This is a genomic window from Acinetobacter sp. UC24323, from assembly GCF_024151445.1.
Lineage (GTDB): Bacteria > Pseudomonadota > Gammaproteobacteria > Pseudomonadales > Moraxellaceae > Acinetobacter > Acinetobacter baumannii.
Window position 1 is genome coordinate 68,337 of sequence record NZ_JAHIBY010000003.1, and the last position, 23,976, is coordinate 92,312.

16 protein-coding genes are annotated in these 23,976 nt (G+C 41.2%); 5 read left to right on the top strand and 11 right to left on the bottom strand.

All coding sequences use genetic code 11. The features are described from left to right. Positions 1–212: 212 nt before the first annotated feature. Genes KNQ97_RS05470 through hisIE form a run of 3 tightly spaced genes read right to left on the bottom strand, consistent with a single transcriptional unit; the run spans position 213 to position 3,898 of the window. Positions 213–1,595: an AAA family ATPase gene (locus KNQ97_RS05470; protein ID WP_000764524.1), complete on the bottom strand. Its 1,383-nt coding sequence runs from the start codon at positions 1,593–1,595 to the stop codon at positions 213–215. A 23-nt stretch (positions 1,596–1,618) separates the two neighbouring features. Further along, positions 1,619–3,121, bottom strand: a complete 1,503-nt coding sequence (locus tag KNQ97_RS05475; protein WP_103235788.1) for a UvrD-helicase domain-containing protein — start codon at positions 3,119–3,121, stop codon at positions 1,619–1,621. Between the two features lie 9 nt (positions 3,122–3,130). Further along, entirely contained in the window at positions 3,131–3,898 is a 768-nt protein-coding gene (gene hisIE / locus KNQ97_RS05480) for a bifunctional phosphoribosyl-AMP cyclohydrolase/phosphoribosyl-ATP diphosphatase HisIE (protein ID WP_000073502.1), read from the bottom strand. 213 nt (positions 3,899–4,111) lie between these two features. On the opposite strand from hisIE, the gene KNQ97_RS05485 reads away from it, so the two are divergent. Further along, positions 4,112–4,378, top strand: coding sequence for a hypothetical protein (locus KNQ97_RS05485; RefSeq protein ID WP_000357680.1), 267 nt, complete (start codon positions 4,112–4,114; stop codon positions 4,376–4,378). A gap of 1 nt (position 4,379) precedes the next feature. Here the strand turns inward: KNQ97_RS05485 and KNQ97_RS05490 are convergent, their stop codons facing one another. The 6 genes from KNQ97_RS05490 to KNQ97_RS05515 form a co-directional block, all read right to left on the bottom strand. After that, the gene (locus KNQ97_RS05490; RefSeq protein WP_000703170.1) at positions 4,380–4,766 is read right to left on the bottom strand and encodes a VOC family protein; all 387 of its coding nucleotides are present in this window, start codon (positions 4,764–4,766) and stop codon (positions 4,380–4,382) included. Between the two features lie 26 nt (positions 4,767–4,792). Then, positions 4,793–6,106, bottom strand: coding sequence for an NAD(P)/FAD-dependent oxidoreductase (locus KNQ97_RS05495; protein ID WP_253611962.1), 1,314 nt, complete (start codon positions 6,104–6,106; stop codon positions 4,793–4,795). 123 nt (positions 6,107–6,229) lie between these two features. Beyond that, a complete protein-coding gene (locus tag KNQ97_RS05500; protein ID WP_000612218.1) occupies positions 6,230–7,849 on the bottom strand; it encodes an AarF/ABC1/UbiB kinase family protein in 1,620 nt (539 codons plus the stop codon). Positions 7,850–7,861: 12 nt separating this feature from the next. Further along, complete coding sequence (locus KNQ97_RS05505; protein ID WP_253611963.1) at positions 7,862–8,530, bottom strand: SCP2 domain-containing protein; 669 nt, start codon at positions 8,528–8,530, stop codon at positions 7,862–7,864. 11 nt (positions 8,531–8,541) lie between these two features. Beyond that, on the bottom strand, positions 8,542–9,489 hold the full coding sequence (ubiE, locus tag KNQ97_RS05510; RefSeq protein WP_000064213.1) for a bifunctional demethylmenaquinone methyltransferase/2-methoxy-6-polyprenyl-1,4-benzoquinol methylase UbiE: 948 nt from the start codon (positions 9,487–9,489) through the stop codon (positions 8,542–8,544). A gap of 148 nt (positions 9,490–9,637) precedes the next feature. Continuing rightward, positions 9,638–10,345 carry a hypothetical protein gene (locus tag KNQ97_RS05515; RefSeq protein ID WP_000039800.1) on the bottom strand — a complete coding sequence of 236 codons (708 nt, stop codon included), beginning with the start codon at positions 10,343–10,345 and terminating at the stop codon, positions 9,638–9,640. Between the two features lie 207 nt (positions 10,346–10,552). On the opposite strand from KNQ97_RS05515, the gene KNQ97_RS05520 reads away from it, so the two are divergent. Continuing rightward, entirely contained in the window at positions 10,553–11,971 is a 1,419-nt protein-coding gene (locus KNQ97_RS05520) for a hypothetical protein (RefSeq protein ID WP_005140140.1), read from the top strand. A gap of 22 nt (positions 11,972–11,993) precedes the next feature. Here KNQ97_RS05520 and KNQ97_RS05525 read toward each other — a convergent pair whose 3' ends face one another. After that, positions 11,994–12,500, bottom strand: a complete 507-nt coding sequence (locus KNQ97_RS05525; protein ID WP_000687236.1) for a hypothetical protein — start codon at positions 12,498–12,500, stop codon at positions 11,994–11,996. Between the two features lie 171 nt (positions 12,501–12,671). Here KNQ97_RS05525 and KNQ97_RS05530 point away from each other — a divergent pair, with 171 nt between their 5' ends. From KNQ97_RS05530 to recD, 3 genes are all read left to right on the top strand, one after another. After that, on the top strand, positions 12,672–16,307 hold the full coding sequence (locus tag KNQ97_RS05530; RefSeq protein ID WP_253611964.1) for an exodeoxyribonuclease V subunit gamma: 3,636 nt from the start codon (positions 12,672–12,674) through the stop codon (positions 16,305–16,307). Between the two features lie 3 nt (positions 16,308–16,310). Then, the gene (locus tag KNQ97_RS05535; RefSeq protein WP_253611965.1) at positions 16,311–20,009 is read left to right on the top strand and encodes a UvrD-helicase domain-containing protein; all 3,699 of its coding nucleotides are present in this window, start codon (positions 16,311–16,313) and stop codon (positions 20,007–20,009) included. A 108-nt stretch (positions 20,010–20,117) separates the two neighbouring features. Then, on the top strand, positions 20,118–21,869 hold the full coding sequence (recD, locus tag KNQ97_RS05540; RefSeq protein WP_065708578.1) for an exodeoxyribonuclease V subunit alpha: 1,752 nt from the start codon (positions 20,118–20,120) through the stop codon (positions 21,867–21,869). Positions 21,870–22,585: 716 nt separating this feature from the next. On the opposite strand, the gene KNQ97_RS05545 is transcribed toward recD, so the two are convergent. Then, positions 22,586–23,884 carry a serine hydrolase gene (locus tag KNQ97_RS05545; protein ID WP_210561186.1) on the bottom strand — a complete coding sequence of 433 codons (1,299 nt, stop codon included), beginning with the start codon at positions 23,882–23,884 and terminating at the stop codon, positions 22,586–22,588. Positions 23,885–23,976: the final 92 nt, after the last annotated feature.

Sequence of the window (23,976 nt, forward strand, 5' to 3'; positions counted from 1 at the left end):
AAAAATAAAGCGAGAAACAAGTTGTATTGCGCAACTTGAATAATAAAAACGCAAAATGAAATTTATTGTACACTAAAAAATCATTAAAAATCTGATGTTATTACATGTGGTAACAACATCTAGTGATTTTTCCCGCTCAAAAAACCAGATTTCATCATATATTTAGCGAATTCGGTTTTATTATAAAAATTGAGCGAAATGGATAATAAATTTTAAAGAGAGGAGGTTTCTTCCGAGGTGTCTCCTGCATGAATCATACGTAATAATTCATTTTTTTGTTGTTCATTTAGATTTTGGATTTGTTGGTACAAACTATCGATTTGAGCTGTTGCCGGCTCGGTATCAAGCGGTAAGGGGTCCATATGTGGCGTTAATGCTTCATCTCGTTGTAATAACGTATAAAGATGTTCGAGTTGCTGCTGAGTGGTATTTAAATCAAGTGGACTGATTTTTCCATGCTCTAATTTAAAACATTGATATGCGGCTGCATGTTCAAGCAATTCTTCACGGCTTCCGGTCACAATAATTTGTAAGCGTGGGAATGCGCGATGAAGACGATTTAAAATTTCTGAGCAATGTGCTGCATCTAGTTGTGAATCGATCTGGTCAATTAACAAAACGCCTTCACCTTCAAGACAAGGGTCTAAGCTCAACGGATTGAGCAAACAAAGCCTGCGAACCACATCGCCTACGAGTGCAATCCATGTTTTAGTGGTGTTGGAAAGTTGTTGAAAGGCCAAGACTTCACCCTTGTAATGTGCCATAAGTTGAAGTTTTGGGTGATATTGCAAATAAAAGTCTTCAAGCTCAGGAAAAATAATCTTTAACGCCGATTTTAATGCGTACAAATTAGGTGAAGGAAGCTGTTTAGGATGTCCTGCCAATTCAAGTTGTAGCTGACGTAAAATTTCTTCCTGATCTTGTGAATTGGATTGTTTTGAAATAATGCGCTGCACAACATGAGCCGCTTGCGCATTTTCAATATCGCTAATTTCACGTAACCACTCAAAAAAGCGGGCGAAAGTGGTAAACGGAATGAAGCTAATGTCATAAGCAGAAATAGACTGAGTAATACCCGGTAAATTTTTATTCAGTAAATTTATATCGTTAACAAACCGCTCTGACGGATAATAAGCGAGTAAGGGAAGACCTTGAAGTGGGTCTTTTCTTGTGACTTGATGATAAAGGGTAATGGTTTGATCGAGCTGCTGGGTTTCGACTTGACTAATCCCTACACCACTTGAATTTAAGGTCTTGAACAGTTTCCAGCTACAAAGAGATGTGTCGGTTTGCTGGGTTGAAGTGGTTTCAGGGAGCTGTCCAAATTCTGGTGGAATCTGGATGCTAACTTCTATTTTAGACTGCAAACGAGAATGGCTAATGTCCTGATCTGGCATGACAATGCCTGGGGTGCGTGCATCTTTAAGGCGCGCAGGAAACCACGTTAAAGCATGATAAATATGCTTGAGTAGCATACTTTTGCCAGTTGCTTGCTCGCCTAAAATTAAAGTAATCGGTTGTTTGTCATATTGAAACTGTATTTTTAGGTCATGAAACAGAGCAATATGTTTAAATTGGATAGATTCAAGTTTCATAGGCTCACCTAATTATGAGCGCTTCAACCAACCGACTGACGAAGACTTAAAGGCGCCCTTAGTTTTAATTGTTGTATCAGATCATAAAGATGATGGATATTTAGACTTACTTTAGCACGAGTACAGGCCACGTACAGTAATCTTAACTCTTCATCTGTAATCTTATGCTCTAATCCATTAATTTTAAATTGATAGTCGTCTTCAATATGGACACGGTTCCATTCCAGCCCTTTCGCTTTATGGGCAGTCGAGATGACATAGTCAGCTTGCTCAAGGGGAGTAATCTTTGCAAGTGCTTTTTTTAATGGGTCAGTGCCGTGATCATCTACCAGCTTAACCAATGGTTTAATATCGCTTCCTTCATTGGTTTCGCAATATTCATGAACATCATGCCATGAATTAAACCATGCCAACTCAGGAACGTCAGTAACTCGTTTTCCTTGCTTTAAGAGGCTTGCAGCATCTACAAAACGGTTTAGTTTTTGATGGTCAGCTTGCAAACTCACTTTATCGCCGTGAACTAAGCCTGCCAATAACAGCTCCATTGCGCGAGCATTGGTACGACACAAAATCGCATCACGCATTTTTGTATGCGGTTTATTGACTACACTTGATTTCTGGTTCGGATTACCAAGCAAAGGAACTGTCTCATTTAAGCCACCTAACAACGCATTGGCGACATCGGCAATTGCCTCTCCAAAACGAAAAGAGGTCGTTAGACGAGACTCTGGCAAAGGCAGTTGTTGCATGGCATTTACTGCACCACGCCACGCGTAGATTTGCTGGTGGGCATCGCCTACATAAATAACCTGAGTACTTTTTTGACGAAGCAAAATACCCAGCATTAAAGGGTCAGCATCTTGTGCTTCATCAAATAAGACATAATCGGCCGGAATATTAGGCTCAGACAATGCCCAAAGTTTGAGGTAAATATCGTGACCAATTCCCGCTTGATGACTTGGGTCGATGGACTCTAGCCAGCGGCGTTCTACAGCAGGGTAAAGGTGAGTTTGAAGTGCAGTAACATCGTCTGGATGTAACCAGTTTGGCGCCTGAATATGTCGAGGCGCTGGATATTGAGAACTGGTCGAACAGAAATAGCTCACCGCATTGGCGACAAGGCTTGCGAGGCGACTTGGCATTAAGACGTATTTTTCATAACGTCCACCCATCATTCGACGTAGGGTAATCGGTTCTAGTCGATATTCTTTTGCAATAAAGCTTGGGCTTAAGCGAGGTAAGCGTAATTTATCAGTTACGCCACGTGGCACACTGCGGAAGGCGAGTGAGTGAAAAGTACGGCAATCTACATTGCGATGAAATTTGTTTTGAGCTTCACCAGCAATGGCTTTGTTAAAAGCCAAATACATACCACGCCGTTCAGGCATGGCATCACTAATCATTTGTAACGTAGTAGTTTTACCTGTGCCCGCATAGGCAATCACTTTAAATGATTGCCCAAGACGTGCGTTATCTATGGCAATTGCTTGCTCATAGGTGGCTTTAGGTTTTTCGATATTCGACACTGAGTGATTTTAAACCTTATTGCGGTTAGCTTTTTCAACTAAACCAGATAAACCCTGACGACGACCTAACTCGTCAATAATAAGTTGTGGATTAAGATCGAAATAACCCAACATGACAATACTATGGAACCACAAATCGGCAGTTTCATAAATCAAGTCATTTAAATTGCTTTCTGTATTTTGAGCTGCGTAGTCTTTCGCAGCAATAATGGTTTCTACGCCTTCTTCGCCGACTTTTTCTAGAATTTTATTGATGCCTTTTTTGTAGAGGCTTGCAACATATGAAGTGTCTGCTTCTGCTTGCTTACGCTCTTGCATCAATTGCCCTAAGTGAGCAAGTACATCCACTTGTTCAGTAATATGAGCATGATCGTGACTTTCAGCTTTGGCTTTGTCACCGTAAATTGCAGTAGGGTCTTTTAACTGTGCATCGACAATTTCCCAGCCCTGTGGGGTGAGTTTACGGTAGAAACAAGACTCACGACCTGTATGACATGCGATACCGCCATGTTGCTCAACCTGTAATACAATCACGTCGCCATCGCAGTCCAGACGAATTTCATAAACCGTTTGGAAATGGCCTGATTCTTCACCCTTGTGCCAAAGTTTTTGGCGAGAACGGGAGAAATACACAGCCTGATTTTTTTCTGCTGTGAGTGCAAGTGATTCACGGTTCATCCACGCCACCATCAAAATACGTCCGGTTTGATGATGTTGAGCAATGGCAGGGATAAGACCATTGGAATCAAATTTAACTTCATCTAACCAGTTTGACATGAGCGGAAATCCATTCAGTGGAAATGAGCTAGTGTAGCGCTTGTGCTTAGGGTTGGCTATGCTTGTCGTATAAAAAATCGGTTATATGATTTGTCTATAAGATGGACACTAGTAAATTGTAGTTTAAGAGTTGTTTAAATTAATTTTGATTTGTGAAGCCATAGCTATTGTAAAATTATCTAAGCATATTGTTATAACTTAGGAAAATAAGTCTTGGACAAAATAGAAAATTTTGCTTGTCGAGTATGTGGTCTTATACAAGATGAAGAGCCGTGGGGGGAAAGTGGCGAAGACCCAAACTTTAATATTTGTGATTGTTGTGGTGTTGAATTTGGATATGAGGATTATACTAAAGAATCTGTAAAAGCGTACCGCAATAAATGGTTAGAGGTAGGTGCTAATTGGTGGAAATTAAAAGAGAAACCCAAAGATTGGGATATTAAAAAACAATTACAAAATATCCCTGTAAATTTTAAATAACTTATAACCTTATGTTGTTTGAAATCTCAATCAAATTTTGATCTGGATCGCGAATATAAACTGAAAGAATAGGATGCATTGCACCAGTACGCTCAATCGGACCTTCTTCAATTTGAATATTTAATTGATTAAGGTGTGCAACCACTTCTGAAATGGGAGTGTCTGAAATAAAACACAAGTCAGCAGATCCGGGAGTCGGCTGTAATGCCTTCGGTTCAAACCCGTTGCCTTGCTGGTGTAAATTTATCTTTTGATTTCCAAACTTTAGAGCCTTTCTATCACCTTTAAACGTGATGACTTCAAACCCCAATACGGTTTGATAGAAATGACAGGTAGATTCAATATTTGAGACAGTTAAAACAAGATGATCAAGATGGCTGATTTTCATGTGTTAATCACTATTATTTGGTGGGGTTAATAGTCAGACAAAGATTGGCTTTCTAAATGAAATGCACTGTTTTCTTTAGGCAATTGAGCTACCTGATCATAATCAAGTTGCTTGAATGGCCCTGTTTTTAAGCCTGAAATTGTAATTGCCATTTCTTTTCGAAAATAAGGAATTTGATACATCCAAGGGAAAACTAAATCTCTTAAACCTCCCGCCCACCAATGGTCAGATTGATAAAGTGGTGTTAGTAAGCGACTAAGAAATTGATAAAACTGGGTAGATGAACCGCGAAGCTGGTGATAATGCTGCCAGAGCAGGGACCAATCAATATTCTGGTTTTTTTGAGCTTGTTGCAATGATTGAGAAAAAGCCCAAGCATCCAGTAATGCCATATTAGCCCCTTGTCCTAACTGTGGGCTCATCGCATGAGCTGCATCTCCAATTACCCCAATTCGACCTTGACCAAATTGGGTCATGACGACATCACGATAGTTTGCAGATAGCCATTTGGGCTGATTTTGACTGTTATACAAAATTTCTTTGAGCCACTCTGCAACTTTGGGCCAACGTTCTGAGACTTGCTTTAACCAAGCTTGTTTAGCCTGCTCATCTTGCAAAAAACTTTGTAATTGTGGCGTAGGTAAGCTCCAAAAAACACTTGAAAGGCGCTGTTGAGGTTCGGTTGGAATCGCTCCCGTAGGAAGAATTCCCATCATAATTCTCGAGCGATCATAAAATTGATGCAGAATTTCAGGATCGAGCACTTGGCACTCGGGCACGATACTCCACGCAGCCCCCCAAGGATAAGCTTTGTCAACCTTTACCCATGTTTTAGGGCGTAATTGACTACGAGCACCATTGGCAATGAGTAGGCCGTCAAAGCAAGCATCAAACTTTTGATTTTGATGACTGCCGAATATCCGAACTTCATCGTTATGTTCTACAAAACTTTCAACGGAATGATTCATGTACCAAGTAATCTGGCTTGAATATTCGCTAAGTTTTTGAGTGAGAACGTGACATAAAGTGGCTCGGTGTATACCTAGACCATAAAGATTTGTTGATGCTTCGCGATAGTGACTGTTAACTAAAAGATGCTTGTCTGGAAGTTGTCCTTCTAAGCCTGTGACTTTCGCACCTAAGGTTAGGGCTTTGTCGAGCACACCTAAGTGCTCAAATACGGCTAAGCCCGCAGGTTGTAGCAGTAAACCTGCACCTACCGGAGATAACTCATCAACTTGTTCAAAAATAGTAACGTGGTTGCCTTCACGGGCGAGCAAAATCGCAGTGGCTAAACCTGCCGTGCCTGCACCAATAATGGCAAAATGAGGTGTTTTCATTGTTTGTTCTTTTCAAGCATTCATAAAACTAAATTTAGCAATGAACGGATAATCGATCTATATTTTTTTAAATTATAAGTTTTACCCATAAAAAATCCCTTGCATGGGCAAGGGACTTGGAAGTTATTTCAATACACGCCAAAGCGCCAATAAGCTGCTCAACACAATCAAAATAATAGATACAAACCAAGGGCTAATAATCGCAATAGTTAGCAAAATCAGCATAGTACTGCCAAACATCCAGCTACGACGTTGTTGGTGTTCCATTTGCAAACGAAGTTGCTGAATTTCACGTAACTGACGGTCTTGCCAAGCGGACTGATTTTTTAAACCATTTAAGCTATCAATAATTAAACTTGGGAAATCTTGAGCGCCTAAAAGCAGGTCTGGTAATTGCTGACCAAGCTCTTTTACATTTTTGACTGGGTTCATATTAGATTTGACCCATTCTGTCAAAATTGGTTTTGCCAATTTCCAGATGTCGAGCTGCGGATAAAGGTCCGTACCTAAGCCTTCTACATGTACCAAGGTTTTGAGTAGTAGCATGAGTTGTGGCGGGATTTCTAAATGGAAGCGACGGGCAATATCCATCACTTGAATTAAGATACCCGCAAAATCAAGTTGATCCATTGGTTTAGATACCATTGGTCCAACAGTGCGGCGCATTTCACGTGCTAACGCATCTTGGTCGGTACCCGGTGGAATCCAGCCAGCTTGATGCACAATTTGAATGAGCTGCATAAAGTTGCTGTTCATAACAGCAAGCAACATGCGGGCAACCGTCATTTGGTCGTGTTTAGATAGCTCACCCATAATTGCACAGTCCAGCGCAATAAAGCGTGGATTGCTTGGGTTGATGGTTTCTACAAAGACATTGCCAGGGTGCATGTCGGCATGGAAAAAGTTATCGCGGAATACTTGCGTAAAGAAAATGGTTAACCCTTTTTCTGCAAGTTGTGCGCGGTCCATACCTAAACGGTCAAAGGTTGCCGTATCTGAAATAGGGACACCGGTAATACGCTCAGCTACCATGACATCTTTGGTGTCCATGTAGACTTCTGGCACATACATCATGGTTGAACCAGTGAAGTAATGGCGCATACGACGGGTGTTATCTGCCTCAATACTCAAGTCCAGCTCATTTAAAATGATTTGGCGGTAGTCTTGAATAATTTCAGATAAATGTAATGCACGGGCAGCTTCAAGACGACTTTCTAAGGTGTTGCCTAGCCAAGCCAGAATTTCAAAGTCTTGTAAAATCTGGCTACGAATGTCTGGACGAGTAACTTTAACAACAACTTCACGTCCATCATGTAACGCCGCTGTATGGACTTGTGCAATTGAGGCTGCTGCAAGTGGTTGATCATCAAAGCGGGCGAACAGTGTATTTACGTCTGCTTTTAAAGAATCTTGAATACGTTGTTTGGCAACTTCTCCATCAAAAGGTTTGACCTGATCTTGAAGTAAAACCAGTTGGGCGAGTATTTCAGGTGGAATCAAATCACGGCGAGTTGACAGGAGTTGTCCAAGCTTAATTGCAAGCGGTCCCATATCTTCTAAAGCTTCTTTAAGCTTTAAAGGATTTTTACGTTCACGACTAGACCATGCTGCCGGATGCATTTTTATAATGTTCAATGCATGCTTAGCTTTAACAGGTAATTCATCCGCAGGGAACAACGTATCGAGTCTATAGTGCGCTGCAATACGCCAAAGTTCGAGTAAACGTGAAACGTGCGGAATCATATAAAGTCTTACCTAGTCTTGAGTGGGTTGTAGTTGTGCATTGAGCTGCTGCAATTTAGCTTCTAGACGATCAATGTCTTGATTAAGCTTACGCGTAGCCTGATTTAAATCGTCCATTTCCCAACGTGGGGCAAATAAACCGCTGTCTTCTTTTAAGGCATCTTCAGCAAAAAATAGATGACTTTGAAGAGAGCGTTTTAAATGTTTTGGTGCAAGTTGAATCTTACCGATTTCGTGAGCGAGTTGAGGACCAACCCATTTTGATAGATGCGCAGCTAAATCAGGTTCAGCTTGCTGCATAATTTTTTGAATATCCTGTAAGAGGTGATAATCACCTTGAAGCGGGATATTACCAATTTGGTCTGGATCGCTTAATAATAATTTGATTAGTTCAACGACATCTTTGACATGCAAAGTTGCAGTGGCTTCAGAAATTTTAAATTGTGGATCAAAAGGGCGCTGCTCAAAAATAGATGGCTTTTCACTGTGCCCTGTAACGGTAGGTTCAAGACGTACTTTTTCTTGGTCAAAGAATACATCAACAGAAAGTTGCGGGCTATCGATGATAACACGCAATATTTTGCCCTGTAGCTGATTGAGCTGAATGCGGGTTAATGCATCCAAATCGATCAGATGATGAATGATACGTTCGACTGCACCGAGTGCCAGAATCGACCACATATCGCTATCCCTTACAGTTTGAAACCGCGGTGAACAGCAACAATACCGCCAGTCAGGTTGTGATAATCACAGTTCTGGAAGCCAGCATTTTCCATCATCCCTTTTAAGGTACGTTGGTCTGGGTGCATACGAATTGATTCAGCCAAGTACTTATAACTTTCTGAGTCATTGGCAACCAATTTACCCATAATCGGTAAAGCAGTGAATGAGTAGAGGTCATAAAGTTTTGAGAATGGCTCAAATACTGGTTTAGAAAACTCAAGAACAAGTAAACGACCACCTGGCTTAAGCACACGGAACATAGAAGCAAGCGCAGCATCTTTGTCTGTCACGTTACGTAAACCAAAGCTAATGGTGACAAGGTCAAAGCTGTTATCTGCAAAAGGTTCTAAAGTTTCAGCATTGGCAAGTACAAAATCGACATTGGTGCAGCCTGCATCAATTAGACGGTCACGGCCAACATTGAGCATAGATTCGTTAATGTCTGAAAGTACAACATGACCCTGCGGGCCCACTTCACGGCTAAATACTTTTGCTAAGTCGCCTGTACCACCAGCAATGTCTAACACATGTTGACCACGGCGAACACCAGACATGTTAATTGCAAAGCGTTTCCATAAACGGTGAATACCAAATGACATCAAGTCATTCATAAGGTCATATTTGCTTGCAACCGAGTGGAAAACTTCAGCAACTTTTTGTGCTTTGTCTTCAGTTCGAACTGTTGAATAACCAAAGTGTGTTGTTTCACCAACGTTGCCAGTGTTGCCTGCACCACGTGGTAAATTGTATTTCGGTACAGAACCGCTAACAGGTGTATCTGTTAAGGTTTGCTGTAAAGATTGTTGTTGCCCTTGAGGGGTACCTTGCGGTAACGGTGAGCTTAGGAATGGGCTAACTTTGTCTGAACTTTGTGCCTGCTCAGTTGGAGATGTTGGCTTTTGGTTTTCGTTAGACATATTGTCTCTCCTAGACTCAAACTCAAGTGAAACGGAATAAGTTCTGCATGATGACAGATTTTGTCTATTTTTACAGGCATCATCATGCAAATATAATGAATAAAATCTCAACTTCGTGAGGTTGAGTTTTTTCTATGTGCCGACCTTATCACACTCTAAACGGATTCGGATGTCCTGAATGTACTTTTTCAACAATCTGGCGTTCTTTTTCCGTAAAAGTTTTAATAAAGGCCTCAGCCGATTTTAAAGGTTTCATTGCGCTAAAACCATCTTGAATAAAATCATACATCAATTCGAAGTGATATTTTTGTGCAATACCTTTACACATTTTAAAAGCAGTAAACATCATAAATGAACGCATGTATTTATCGAGTGCTGCTCCTAAATCGTCAAGAAGGGCAAGTTGCTGGTAACGGGCTTCGGCCTGATCAAGCTTGATTAAGGTTAAGCGCATGATCTCGTCGGTAAGTACGGTATCTGCCGGATAGTCCTCAAGAAGCTGCATTGCTACTTGTTCATCAAGTTGAGTGGCAAGTACAGCCAAACTTACCGACTTTGTACCTGTCTTAATTGCGTTTTCAGGTAAAACCTTTTCTGCTTTATGTGCATATTTCAATAAACGTTCAATTTGTGCTGCAAGCGCATCGAACTCTGGTCCACCATATAAACGGTTTAAAAAGTACTGAGCCATCAGTTTGTGTTCTGGTAAATTAAAAAAGTCGTGATGCGTCTCTTTCATCCGTTCTTTTAGCCATGTTTGTACATCTTGCAAACGTTGGGCAAGCACTGGATTGTCGTGATAATTAAATGTTTTATATTGTTGTAAAAGTTCATCAAAAGCAGCGAGTTTAGACATGTAAGGCTCTAATATTGGGCTATTTACAAAAAATCATAAGAGGCATTGTAACCTTCTACTATGGCGAGTAGATGTAAAAAAAATGATTTATACGTCAATTTTCAGGTTAAATCGTGTTGCAATGACATAATTTGTATAGCAATTCATCACCCAAGCGCATAAGTTAAATAATGGCGAAATTAAATAAAAAGATTAGAGCAGTGGACCATGAGTGAACAACAACCAAAATTTGAAATACGAGACGAAGAACAGCTTTCAGTTGATTTAATTGAAGCACAATATGCTTTAAAAGAAAGCCGAGGGAAACCCAATGCCAAAAGCACACTCATTTTAATGAGTGGTATCGAGTTAGCTGGAAAAGGGGAAGCGGTTAAACAGCTTCGTGAGTGGCTAGATCCAAGATATCTACGGGTGAAAGCAGATGCACCACGTGTGCTGACAGACTCTGAAGCATTCTGGCAGTCTTATTCAGCATTTATTCCGACTGAAGGCCAAATTGTGGTGATGTTTGGCAACTGGTATAGCGATTTGTTGGTTACGGCAACTCATGTGTCAGAACCTTTGGATGATGCGCGTTTTGATGCCTATGTTGAAAATATGCGAGCGTTTGAACAGGACCTAAAAAATAACTATGTCGATGTCATTAAGGTCTGGTTTGATCTTTCGTGGAAATCACTCCAAAAACGGTTAGATAAAATAGACCCATCTGAACAGCATTGGCATAAGCTTCACGGCCTAGACTGGCGTAATAAAAAACAATATGACACTTTGCAAAAGCTACGCCGTCGCTTTACCGACGATTGGTACATTATTGATGGGGAAGATGAAAAACGGCGCGATCAATTTTTTGCTCAGTATCTTTTACAACACATGCGTCAGCTGCCTGAACATGAAACTGAAGTCAAAGGTAAATGGCAACAGGCAAAAATTCCTGAGAGTTTATTAAAACCTGCTCAGGAAAAAATGGATAAAGCCGAATATAAAAAAGAGCTCGACAAACTCAGTAAAAAAATTGCCGATACCATGCGCTTTGATAAACGTAATGTGGTGATTGCATTTGAAGGGATGGATGCTGCGGGTAAAGGGGGGGCCATCAAGCGAATTGTTAAAAACTTAGACCCGCGTGAATATGATATTCACTGTATTGGGGCGCCTGAACGTTTCGAAGCAAGACACCCGTATTTGTGGCGTTTTTGGAATCGTATTAATGAAGCTGAAAAAATTACCATTTTTGACCGTACCTGGTATGGTCGTGTGCTGGTCGAGCGTGTTGAAGGATTTGCTTCACCTATCGAATGGCAAAGGGCATATGACGAAATCAATCGCTTTGAAAAAGACTTATTTGATAGCCAAACAATTGTGGTAAAAATTTGGCTAGCAATTAGTAAAGATGAGCAAGAGCAACGTTTTAAAGCCAGAGAAGAGACACCGCACAAACGCTTTAAAATTACTGCCGAAGATTGGCGTAACCGTGATAAGTGGGATGATTATTTAAAGGCAGCCGCAGATATGTTTGAGCGAACCAGTACCGAATATGCGCCTTGGTATATTGTCGCAACAGACGATAAATACACTGCACGCTTAGAAGTGTTAAGAGCTATTTTAAAACAGCTGAGAGCAGATTAAACTCTCAGCCTTAAGTTAGATTTTAGTTTACAACCGTGCCACGACTTTTTTGTTGAATACGTTTAGCAAGGTTGTAGCTGTCATTTAGATGAGTTTGGGCTATTTTTTTCATCATAAAATAGCCTAAACTTGCTGCGACAAGTTGCCCACCTAGTGGTACAAATTTTGTCACTTGTTTGGTAACAATCTTTCCAAAGAAACCGTTAAAGGTTTTTTTAACGGTAGTGCGAGCGACCACAAAGCCTGAAAATTGAAAGCCGCGTTTTCGTAATTCATCCCAGTGAATTGTTTTTGTTTTTGGATCATAGACACTGACATGTTCAGGCGCTAAACCAAAACGGGAATTAATATCGGGAATAAGCTGTGACAAAATTCCCAAATCTACTACCACGTCAAAAAAAGGAATGGGTACAATTGCTGCACCAGCAGAGACGTAAGCTCTTTTCTGAATGAGTTCTTGGCACTCATCGCGAATTTGTTCCAGATTTAGGCTAGGATCAATATAGTCAGGAATGTTATCAATTTTCATAATGTTTTACCTGTAATGTGTTCCTTGAAGGTGCCTTGCCAACACAAGGTAAGTGACACCTAAAATGAGATTATGCTGTGTTTAAACCAACGTGACATAGTCAGATTCAGTTGTATAGTAATGAATGTTTATGATTTTGTGCATAAATTATGCGAGTAGGATATGAAATAAATGGGTATCCATGTTATTCAAAGTCAACGTATTGATGTGTTGTTGCAGGGCGTACTGGCATCTACGTCCCAGCCGTCAACGCATCCATTACAGGTTTTGAAAGCCCAGCATTTCATTGTGCCAAGTCCTGCCATCGAGCAGTGGCTGATACAAAAACTTGCAGAACAGCAAGGAATGAGCGCCAATTACCAGTTCCACCAACGTGTGCGCGGGTTTCAGTGGTATGCCTATCAACAGGTCCTCACGGCGCATAAGGAACAGGTTCGTAAAGCCAATATTCCACGCTTGATTTTTAAATGGCGTGTACATCAAGCCTTACAGGAATTTATTCAGCCTGATGTTATGAGCATAGATAGCTCTCATCCACTGCATTCTATTGTTCAACGTATTTATGACAGCGCAGATCGGCTTGAACAAGGTATTGAGAAGCAGCTAAAAAAACAAAAAATGTTGTATTGGGTTGCCGAGCAGGTTGCCGATTTATTTAGTAACTACATGGTCTATCGGGGACAGTGCCAGCGTGGTTGTGAAAATACCTGTACTTGTCCAAATAACTGGTTAGCAGCATGGGGACAAGGGCGATCACTCGATATCGAAAAGTATATTGCCCATAAAGATAAAGAAATTTCTGCTTTTACTTTACAGCAAACCCAAGAGTTAGAGCGTTGGCAGCGCTGGTTATGGCAGCAGCATTTTCATGATGATTTTATGCAAATGCAGCAAATTGACGAATTATTCTGGCAGGAATTAGAACATCCTGAGCGCCAGAAGAAAGCACTGTCTCGTTTGCCACAGCAAATTGTCATTTTTACTTTACTGGATTTACCGCCCAGCCAGCTTCAGTTTTTACGTCGTTTAGGGCAATACATTGATGTTTTGATTTTGCACTATAACCCTTCGCAAGAATATTGGGCCGATAGTGTCGACCCACTCTGGAAACAGCGCTATGACTTAGGGGTAAAAGAGCGTTTTATAGCAAAGAACCCCCAAGCGACCGATGCGGAAATTGCCGAATTCTTTAATAAATTTACGCTTAATTTTAATGCTGAGGCGCGTGAGTCAAGACATCCACTTTTAACCAGATTGGGCAAACAAGCCCGTGATCACTTCTCATTACTCTCAAACTTGTCTACAGGTGAAGAGGGTAAGTGGGTGGATGCTTTTGTCGATGATTTTCCTGAAAGTTTACTTGGCAAAGTTCAGTCAGATATTTTGCACTTGGTGGAACCCCAAGCCAAGCAATATGAACTTGCCCCTAACGATGACTCAATTCAGATTCATGTCTGCCACTCGACATTACGGCAACTTGAAGTATTGAAAGAACAATTGATTGGCTGGTTGGCAAAACCGCACGAACAGCCGCGTCGTCCAAATGATATTTTGGTTTTAGTTCCTAATTTGGCAGAAGTAGAGCCTTTAATACGAAGTGTTTTTCCTGCTACAGCGACTGAGCAAGGCGTGCATTTGCCTGTCAAAATAGCAGGAATTGCCTCACTCGATGCACTTAATGCATGGCGTGCCGTGATTGGGCGTATTTACCTTATGCAAGGGCGATTTAGCTTTGATGAGTTTGCTGACTGGCTTGGTTTACACGCGACTCAACAGCGTTATGCACTTGAATATGTTCAAGTAGAGCGAATTTTAAACTTACTTGCCGATGCTGGCTTTAAACGTGGGCTTGATGCAGAGCATCTGAAACGTAGCTTATGTGACGGCGATGATGATTATCGATATAGCTTTAAGTTTGCTTTAGAGCGGTTAGCGCTCGGCATAGCAATTCCCGAACATGCTACATTTAATCAGGTGCTGAGTTACGCTAAGGTTCAACCGGGCGACTTTGAGCTTATTGGTACACTCATTCAAATTTATCAAGATTTAAATGAACGCCGTGACTGGCTCATTATGCATGAGCAGAAAAAAAGTCATACGGTGGAATACTGGCTGCAAATACTCTCGCAAGATATTGTCGAGTTTGAGCAGGCCGGTGTGGCTGCTTTAAAAACTGCGCGGGAAATTGTAAAAAAACAAGAGCGTATGTTAACGCTCGCAAGCTACTATGCCGAGACAGAAACAGGCACCTTACGTAAAATCACCTTGCCTTTGCCTTATATTCTAGATGAGATTCAGCGAACTTTAGAAAATCAAACGGCTCAAGCTGAACCGACTGGACAGATTACCTTTGCCCAGATTGGACAAATTCGTCCGTTGCCTTATCGTTTAATTGTGATGTTGAACCTTGATGCAGGGCAGTTTCCAAATCGAGACACCCATGTGCCATTTGATTTGATGGATGCCTTACGTCAACAATTAGGTGATCGTTCCCGTCTTGAGGATGACCAAGGCGCTTTCTTAGATGCCCTACTTTTAGCTCAAGAAAACTTATGGCTGTTTTATAACGGCTTTGATGTCAATGACGGTGAGGTGAGAGATCCTTCTAGTATTCTTCAAGAGTTCCGTGAGCATCTTGCACTTATTGTAAAGCCAGAACCAAATGCACCCGATCGAGAAGTGATTGAAGGTATTGAAATCCCGACTCAATTAAAACAGCTCTATCACTTACATTATTTACAGCCGTTTGACCCGAAAGGTTTTATGGCTGAGAACCGCTATATTCGTTATCAAGATCACTGGTTTAACGTGGCGATGCAAATTCAGCAAGCTTCCGGTGTTCTCAAGCCTTGGGCAAATATATCTTATCCTTTAGAAATACCTGACATGTTGGTTTTAGACAGCCATCAGTGGATACAGGATGTGACTTTTCCTGCACGCTTATATTTAAAAACTTTGGGCGTAGAAAACTTAGGAAATGTAGGCGTATTAGATCAGAATGAACCTTTGCTTTTAGATGGTTTGGGCCGTTATACCATTCGACATTTTTTACAGCAAAACGAACAGCAGGCACAGCCTGAAGTTCTACTTGATCAGTTGCCTGTAGGCAAAGTTCAATACAGTGCATGGCAACAGGGCATTTTTGAACAGGAATGTTTGCTTGAGCGCCTTCATCATTACGCGCCAGCCGTGACACAAACGACTCAGCGTGTGTGGCGAATTGCCAAACAGCTACATATGAATATTACTGTGCCAAAATCTGAAACTCAGGATTGGGTCAGTATGGAAGCATCAAGTGCTCGGGCAAAAAGACGTGCAAAAGTCTGGTTAGAGTACCTGCTTTGGTTGGCCTATTTAAATGAAGGAAGTGCAGGAACTGAAAGACGCCGTATTGTGGTTTTTAGTGACCAAACTGTCATCTGTAAAGGTATTAGTTCGGAGCAAGCTCGGCAGTATTTACAACCGTGGTTTAAAATCTGGCGTTATGCTCAACAGCAGCCACTCGTGTTACCAGCAGCTTTATTATTAAAGCCACTTGAAAAAGCCAAGGCATATCAGTGGGAAACAACAAATCCGACAGAAAAAATAAAACTGGATGAGAAGAGCTATGCAGAGCTGTTAAAATACTGGAATGAAACGGGGACATTTACCTCTATCGATATGACACAAAATGAAGCGTGCAAGTTACATCAAGACTGGCGTTTCATTTTGCAAGAACAAGATGCACAAGCATTACTTCAACATGCTTGTGATGAGTTTGCCTATGACCTGTATCATCCGGTTTTTCAATTTCAACATTCGGAGTAAGACATGAACTCAAGAGTACAGGTGTCTTATCAACCTATTATTGATATTGAATTTAGTGGACTGCATTTAATTGAAGCTTCGGCGGGTACCGGGAAAACCTATACACTGTCGAGTTTAATGGTCCGTATTTTTCTTGAGAAATATTTACCGGGCCAAGTCATTGCGACCACCTTTACCCGTGCGGCTGCGGCTGAGTTAAAAAGCCGAATTCGTGCACGTTTGGTCGAAACCTATCGTTACTTAGATGCCAAGCGGAGCTTGACTGAAAAAGAGATTCTTTTGCAGGCCGAGCAAGAATCTGACTTATTACTCCAACATGTTCTCAAGCATTTTGCGACACGTATTGCCTATGCCTGTGAGCGTTTAAAGCTCGTGATCGATCAGTTAGATGAGCTATTTGTCGGAACACTTGATAGCTTTAGCCAAAAGCTATTACGTGAGTTTGCCTTTGAAAGTGGCAAAATTGAACGTGCTCAAATTACCGATGACGCTAAAACCTATAGCCGACAACTGATTCATGATGTTTTACGTGAATGGATACAGTCTCAGCCTCAAACGGTGATTGATGCGTTGTATCTGGCAGGTGAGTTAAAAAGTGTCGACAGTTTTGTCAAACTGGTCGAAGACTCACTGAATTTTAGTTCGGCTCACTTTAAACTTCCCGAAAAGCCTACCATTCAGTTTGAACAGCTTGCTCAGCTCAAACAGCTGGCAGCAGAAATTGATATCAGTCTTCTAGAACCGTATTACTCGCTTGATGGCGACCACTATAAACATGTAAGCGGCACAATATTTCGTAATGGAGCATTTAATAAGTTATTTAGTGAATGTTTGCCACAGTTATTACAAGTTTTAAAGCAAAGCGACAGTATTTTAGTTTTTGATGGGTCTTTGGCAGTACAACGGGAACTCGTTTTTAAGTTTTTAGGCCAACTTGCCGATCAGAAAGTTTTCAAGAAATGTCCTGCCGAAATTTCGGATGGATTTTATCAGCATCCTTGTATTCAGCAGATTCAGCAGTTGTTTGGTGTACTGAAAAACTATGCTGAACAGTTCGATCAGCTTCATATTTATTTAAAAGCCTATTTATGTGTAGAGGTTAAAAAACGTTTACCACAGGTTTTACAAAACAAGGGCGAGACGACTTTTTCCCAGCAAATTCGCACTTTATCAGAAGCTTTAAAGGGCGAGCAGGGGCAACGTTTCGCCGTATTTGTGCAGGCTCGATACCCCTTAATTTTGGTTGATGAGTTTCAAGACACCAACCAAGACCAAGATGACATGCTTGCCAGCATTTGGCGTCATCCAGAACGTTACCAAAAAGGTTGCATGATTATGGTGGGTGACCGTAAGCAGGCAATTTACGGTTTCCGTGGTGGGGATATGCTCACCTTCTTGAATGCCTACAAAGATATTCAGGCAAAGCATGGTCGCGAATATAAGTTAATTCATAACCACCGTTCAGTCGCTGACTTGGTTGAAGTGGTTGATGCGTTATTTCAAAGGCAAATCGACTTTGGTGAACAGGTTCAATATGACCCGATTCGGGCAGGGACTCGACCTCATCCGGTTTTAATTGATCAAAACCAGCCTAATCCGCATCCTTTACGTTGGCTCATGCTAAAAGACAAGGAAACGGAAGCACAGCAAGTCGCGTGGAAAATACGTGATTTACTCAATCAGTCACATGCTGGACAACTTTATTTTCAAAAAGATGCTCAGACTCAAACCTTAAATGAAGATGATATTGCGGTCTTGTCCCGTAATCATGATGGTCTTGATAAAGTTCAATTTGAATTAGAACGTTTAGGAATACGAGTTAATCGGCCATCAAAACGAAGTGTTTTTGATTGCACAATTGCTCAGGATGTTGGGGCCTTACTCACTGCGATTCTTCATCCTTACGATGAGGCCAAAGTGAAACGAGCTTTGATTGGCCGTTTATTTGCTATGGACCTTAAACAGCTGTTGCAACTCGAGCAAACGGCCGAAGGTTTAAGCCAGTTTATGACGGGTTTTGATGCTATTCGGGAATTGTGGTCAGCTCAGGGCTTTTTAGTGGCATGGCAGCAATGTTTAAACCAATTTGGCATTTGGAAAAATCTGGTTGCTGTCCAGAGTAAAGATAATGAGCGGGTTGTGGTGAACTTGCGTCATTTGACCGAAATTTTGAGCCAACATAGCGAGAAATATCAGGGCGCGCAAAATCTCTATCACTGGTATCTCAAGCAATTACAATCACCGCTTGATCGTGAATGGGAGTTAGAGCGTAGATTGTCGAGTGAAGCTGGCGTACAGCTCATGACCATTCACCAGTCAAAAGGTCTTGAGTTTAAAATTGTCTTTTTGCTCGGGGCCGACAAGCCATTTCGGGAAAATAACAAAACACTTAACTTCTCGACCCAAGATATAACGGTTTCGGAGTCGGCTCAAACTCTAACACAACGTGTTGTTGCGATTGCCGATAAAACGTATTTAAACGAAACCGAGCTGAAGCAGCATGAAGAACGGGCTTTGGCGGAACAAAACCGTCTATGGTACGTTGCTTTAACTCGGGCAAGTCATCGTGTTTATGCGCTCTTACAAGATACGGATGGCAAGTCTGTTTCAGGTTTGGCATTTTGGAAAAACAGAGCTGAACCATTCCAGCACCGTTGTTGTACCGATGAAATAATTTTGGAGCAACCACCTGCTGCAAGACATTTAAATCAACACATCAATATTATTGAGATACAGGCGCAGCATTTTCCTGATCAGCGCTTTTATTCGAGAGGCAGAACCAGTTTTAGTTATCTGGCACAGCATTTAAGACATAAAGTAGGTACAGATTTACTCGCGAGTCAGAGCCATGAAGCTGTTTTAGCCGAAGATGAACTCGATCAGGTTATTTCTGTTGAGGCGCCCGCAGCACAGCCCATTAGCTGGATCAAAAGTAATTTTCCGAGAGGGACGCTCGCAGGTAATTTCTTACATGAAATTTTTGAGCATATTGATTTTCAATGTTCAGATGAGTGGGTAAGTGAAATACGTCGTCGTTTTAAAAATGACTACAGTAGTTTGTGGCAAGATTTATTAATCAAATACCAAGAAAGCTTTCCCGAAGAACAAGAAGCGGAATATTCGCTTTATCACGCTGTGGCCGAATGGTTGCAAGAGATTCTAAGCACGCCGTTATATCAAGGCTTTCGCCTAAATCAGTTACAGCCAGAGCACTATTTATCAGAGTGTCCTTTTTATTTGGCACTGTCAGATCGTGTACTAGCCATGAAACGTATTCAGCAGCTGTTTGCTGAATATGGTATGGAAATGCCAGAGTTATTAGAGGCTCGTTCTGCACGCTATTTAAATGGTTCGATAGACTTGGTTTATTTTGATGGACAGCGTTATCACATTGCTGACTATAAGAGTAACTACTTGGGTGAAAACCTTGCCGATTACAGTGTAGAAAGCATTGCACAAAGTATGTCTTTAGCCAGCTATTGGCTACAAGCAGGCCTGTATTTGGTTGCGTTACATCGTTATTTAAAAGTCAAAATGCAGAATTATGATATTGAACAACACTTAGGTGGGGCGACTTATCTTTACTTGCGCGGTATGAATGGCGAAGCTGAGCAGGGTTATTATTATTGGCAGCCAAGTACAGAATTTGTTCTACGACTCGATGCTATTTTAGGGTACTTTGCTGAGGATAAAATTGCATAAAAAATGCTGATAAATGATCTAATTTTAGAATTAACAAATACTTGGGGTGTGGATAAGCCTGTCTATAACCATGTGGACAAGCGTGTGGAAAACTAGGTGGATAAGTGTGTGGACAATCTAAATAGCCCTGAACAAAGCGATTTAAGCTGGTTAACGACTTGGAGTACCTTTCTAAATCAAGCCCCGTTTACTGCACAGACACAAGCTCCAGAGGCAGCTTATTTTTTGCAGCAGCTAATTGAAGCGAGCTTGCAGGGTGACAGTTGTATTGAGATTAGCCCAGAGCAAATAGAAACACTTAGCCAACTGGTGATATCTGCTGAACAAGCAAAGTCTCAAGTTGCCCCTTGTGTCCACGACGGGCAGGGGTTGGCATTATACCGATATTGGAACCTAGAGCAACGTCTAGCTGAGCAAATTCGCCGATTAAAGCAACAACCAATTCAACCTGTTTCATGTGAAGAGCATTTAGACTTATTAACTGATCCTCATCAGCGAGCTGCTTTGCAAATGGTGACTCGGCAGAGCTTAAGTATTATTACAGGTGGGCCGGGTACAGGTAAGACCTATACGCTTGCTCGTATTATTGCTGTGCTTAGTCAGGCAATTCCACATATTCGTGTAGCGATGGCTGCTCCGACGGGTAAAGCTGCACAGCGTATGCAAGAAGCCTTACAAAACTCGTTTAATGATCCCAAACTGCTTGAGTCGGGGCTAATGAGTGATGAGCTAAGAAACCAAAGTACCCAAACTATCCATCGATTATTAGGTATGGGGCATAGTCAAACTCCACGGTTTAATCAAAAACAGCCTTTGCCTTATGACGTTATTGTGGTGGATGAAGCCTCTATGCTGGACTTAAATCTGGCAACGTTATTATTTGAAGCGGTCCCTGAGTCTTGTCGAATTATTTTATTAGGCGATGCCAACCAGCTTGCTTCTGTAGACGTCGGAGCGGTACTTGCAGATTTACAGCAAATCGAGGCTTTGTCTGAAAACCGTGTTCACCTTCAAACCAGCCGTCGTTTTGCGGAGGGGGCTTTGATTGGTCAGGTTGCCCGATTTATTCAAATGCAAACTAGTCAAATTGACCATGAGCAAGTTTTACAACAATTTGAAATCGATATTGTTCAGGTTTCAGAATTACGTTCAATACCTTTAGAAGCTGATATGCCCGATGTGGTTCAGCTTGAATACTTACCCGAAGAGTCACCTATAGCGCTAGAAACTTACTATCAAAAATTGATGGTGGGTTTTCAAGGCTATGTGCAAAGCTTAAAAGCTTATATACAAGATGATCGTTCACTTGAACATATTGAAAATATCGTTAAGTCATTCGATGACTACCGTATTTTAACTGCCGTACGTCATGGGCCATTTGGTTTACAGCAACTTAATCAATATGCCGAACGCTGGTTACAACAACAGCTAGGTATTGTGACTTTAGGAGGATGGTATGTAGGCCGTCCGGTTATGATGACTTATAACGATTACCAGCTCGGCATTTCAAATGGTGACATTGGTTTATGTTTTGAACATAGAACCCAGCCGCAACAGTTTGAAGTGTATTTCCCAAGTTTAAATAAGTGGGTTGCTGCAAATCGGCTACCTAAAAGTATTCAAAGTGCATTTGCCTTAACAATTCACAAATCACAAGGTTCTGAATTTACCCATACAGCTGTTGTTCTTGATCAGGCTGCCAAGAATTTGTTAAGCCAAGAGTTGATCTACACTGCGATTACACGAGCCAAAAAAGTAGTGAGTTTATTGGTCGATCCAGAGGCGTTACTTCAATCTTTTACAGTTCGCACGACAAGAAAAAGCGGTTTAGTTGAAAAAGTTAATCGGTTAGTTCGTTAAGCCAAACTTAATATTTTTACCCTTGTAAGAAAAAGCTTACATGGATTCGAGATATTTGCTGCTAGAGAACCCACCCTGTTTTTGAGATTATAAACGCACAACGAGCTTGGCAAGGAATGTCGGGCAAAATCGCACAATAATAATAACTTAAGTCGAGAGACTGCGAACTTACAATGATGTAGGTGAATAAAGAGGAAACTTACAGCCGCTAAGCCTTGTAGTTTTGGGAGAGACTACAGGGCTTTTTTATATTTAAGTCTTAACCCCACCAAAATATCTGCATAAATCTTTAGATGGCTTACCCTATTTCTTGCTTATATTATCAATTATTTAACTCAATAATTTTTAATATATTTATTTGTAATATGATTCTTAAATAAGCATTTTTTGCGTGAATTGTTAAGTTAAATGTTATACAGAACCGTATGTTATTTAGCATTTACAGATAAACGATAAATATTAGACAGACCTGTACGTTTTCGCTTACATGATGATAAGAAAAATACTACTTTTCTTCATAATTGGATATGACAAAATACATCCCATAAGGAAATAGAACTAAAACAACGGAAGTGAGTAAAACGAGAAGAAGGATGTGGAAAGCATCTCACACATAACAATAAGAACAGCGATAAACACGATAAACAACAACTACAGCGCCAAAAACCCAAGCAGAAATGCTTGGGTTTTTTATTTTGTCGCTGAGTTAATTTTAGCTATACCAGATCGGTTTCATGCGAATCACTACCAAATAGTGAACGGCGTTGATCTCTAGGAATTCGTGGGCATTGAGTCGAAATTTGATAAAGCAGATTGGCTAGAGCAGGAAGGTGTGTACCGACCACAGATTTGCCAGTGGTTAACAAAGAAACGCTGATATCACGCTCTGGGTCGGCCCAACACAAAATATTGGAAAAACCGAGGTGACCGAAAGCTTGTCCAGTCATTGGACCAAATAAGCCTACCGGATTATTGCCTAGCATTGGTCCTAAGGCATAGCGCATCGGTATTAATAAAGTTCGGTCAATGTTAACTCCTGTGGTGGGGAGTGTTGCTCTAAAAATTGTTTTCTCACTTAAAATTTGTTTACCTTGGTAGCTTCCCCCACTTAAAAGCATTTCAAAGAAGCGTCCAGCTTGCTCTGCACTGGTATAAATATTACCGGCGGGGCAGATGGTATCCATAAAGCGGCTATCATTAGTAACATCTACAGCGAGTTGTAAGCCTCCACCTAGTACATGATTGAGATAATGATCTGTTCCTAAGCGAGGATGTAAACCTGTTGCACAATTAAGAGCAACTTCAGCACGATATTCTGGTTTTAAGCCATAGTTAAAATAGGGCATGTCCATCGGTTTCTCGATGGTCTCATGCACGAATTGGCGAAGGTCTTGCCCTGTAACCCGTTCAATAATTTCTCCCAAGATATAACCCGCCGTTACTGCATGATAGGCGAGGTGATTTCCCGCTGGAGAAACAGGTCTTGCTGCGTATAAGCGCCTTAAAATTTCATCTTTATCAAAAAGCAGTTCAGGTGTGACATCTCCATCAACATAAGGAATACCTCCACGATGAGATAACAAATGAAAGATTGTCGCGCGGCGCTTTCCGTTCACTCCATACTCGGGAATATAATAGCTCACCGGGTCAAGTAAGTTGATTTCGCCTTTTTCATCTAAAAGATGAATTAACATGGCAGTAATCATTTTGGATGCTGAAAATAGACAAACGGGAGTATCTGGCGTTGCGACGAGTGCATTCTCTTGCAGACCAGCCGGAGAGTTTCCTTGAGCATAGCCAATGCTTCGATTTAATAAAATTTTCCCCTGTCGACGTAAGCAAAAAGTAATGAGCGGATAGTTTCCGGTTTTATAGAGTGACTCAATACTTTTCCAGATTTTTTGAACTTGCTGTTCACTCATTCCACCTAGTTCGGCAGGTATTTCATCTTTATGATGAATAACCGATTCAAGGTCATTCGGTACCGGACAGGTATTAGTCGAAAATATTTTCACACGTCCCTCGCGTTTCTTTCTTTTTATTCAAGGCCAAGTGTGCAGGGTTAAGGGGCGGATGTCAGTGTCTAAAATGACAGGTAACAGAAAAC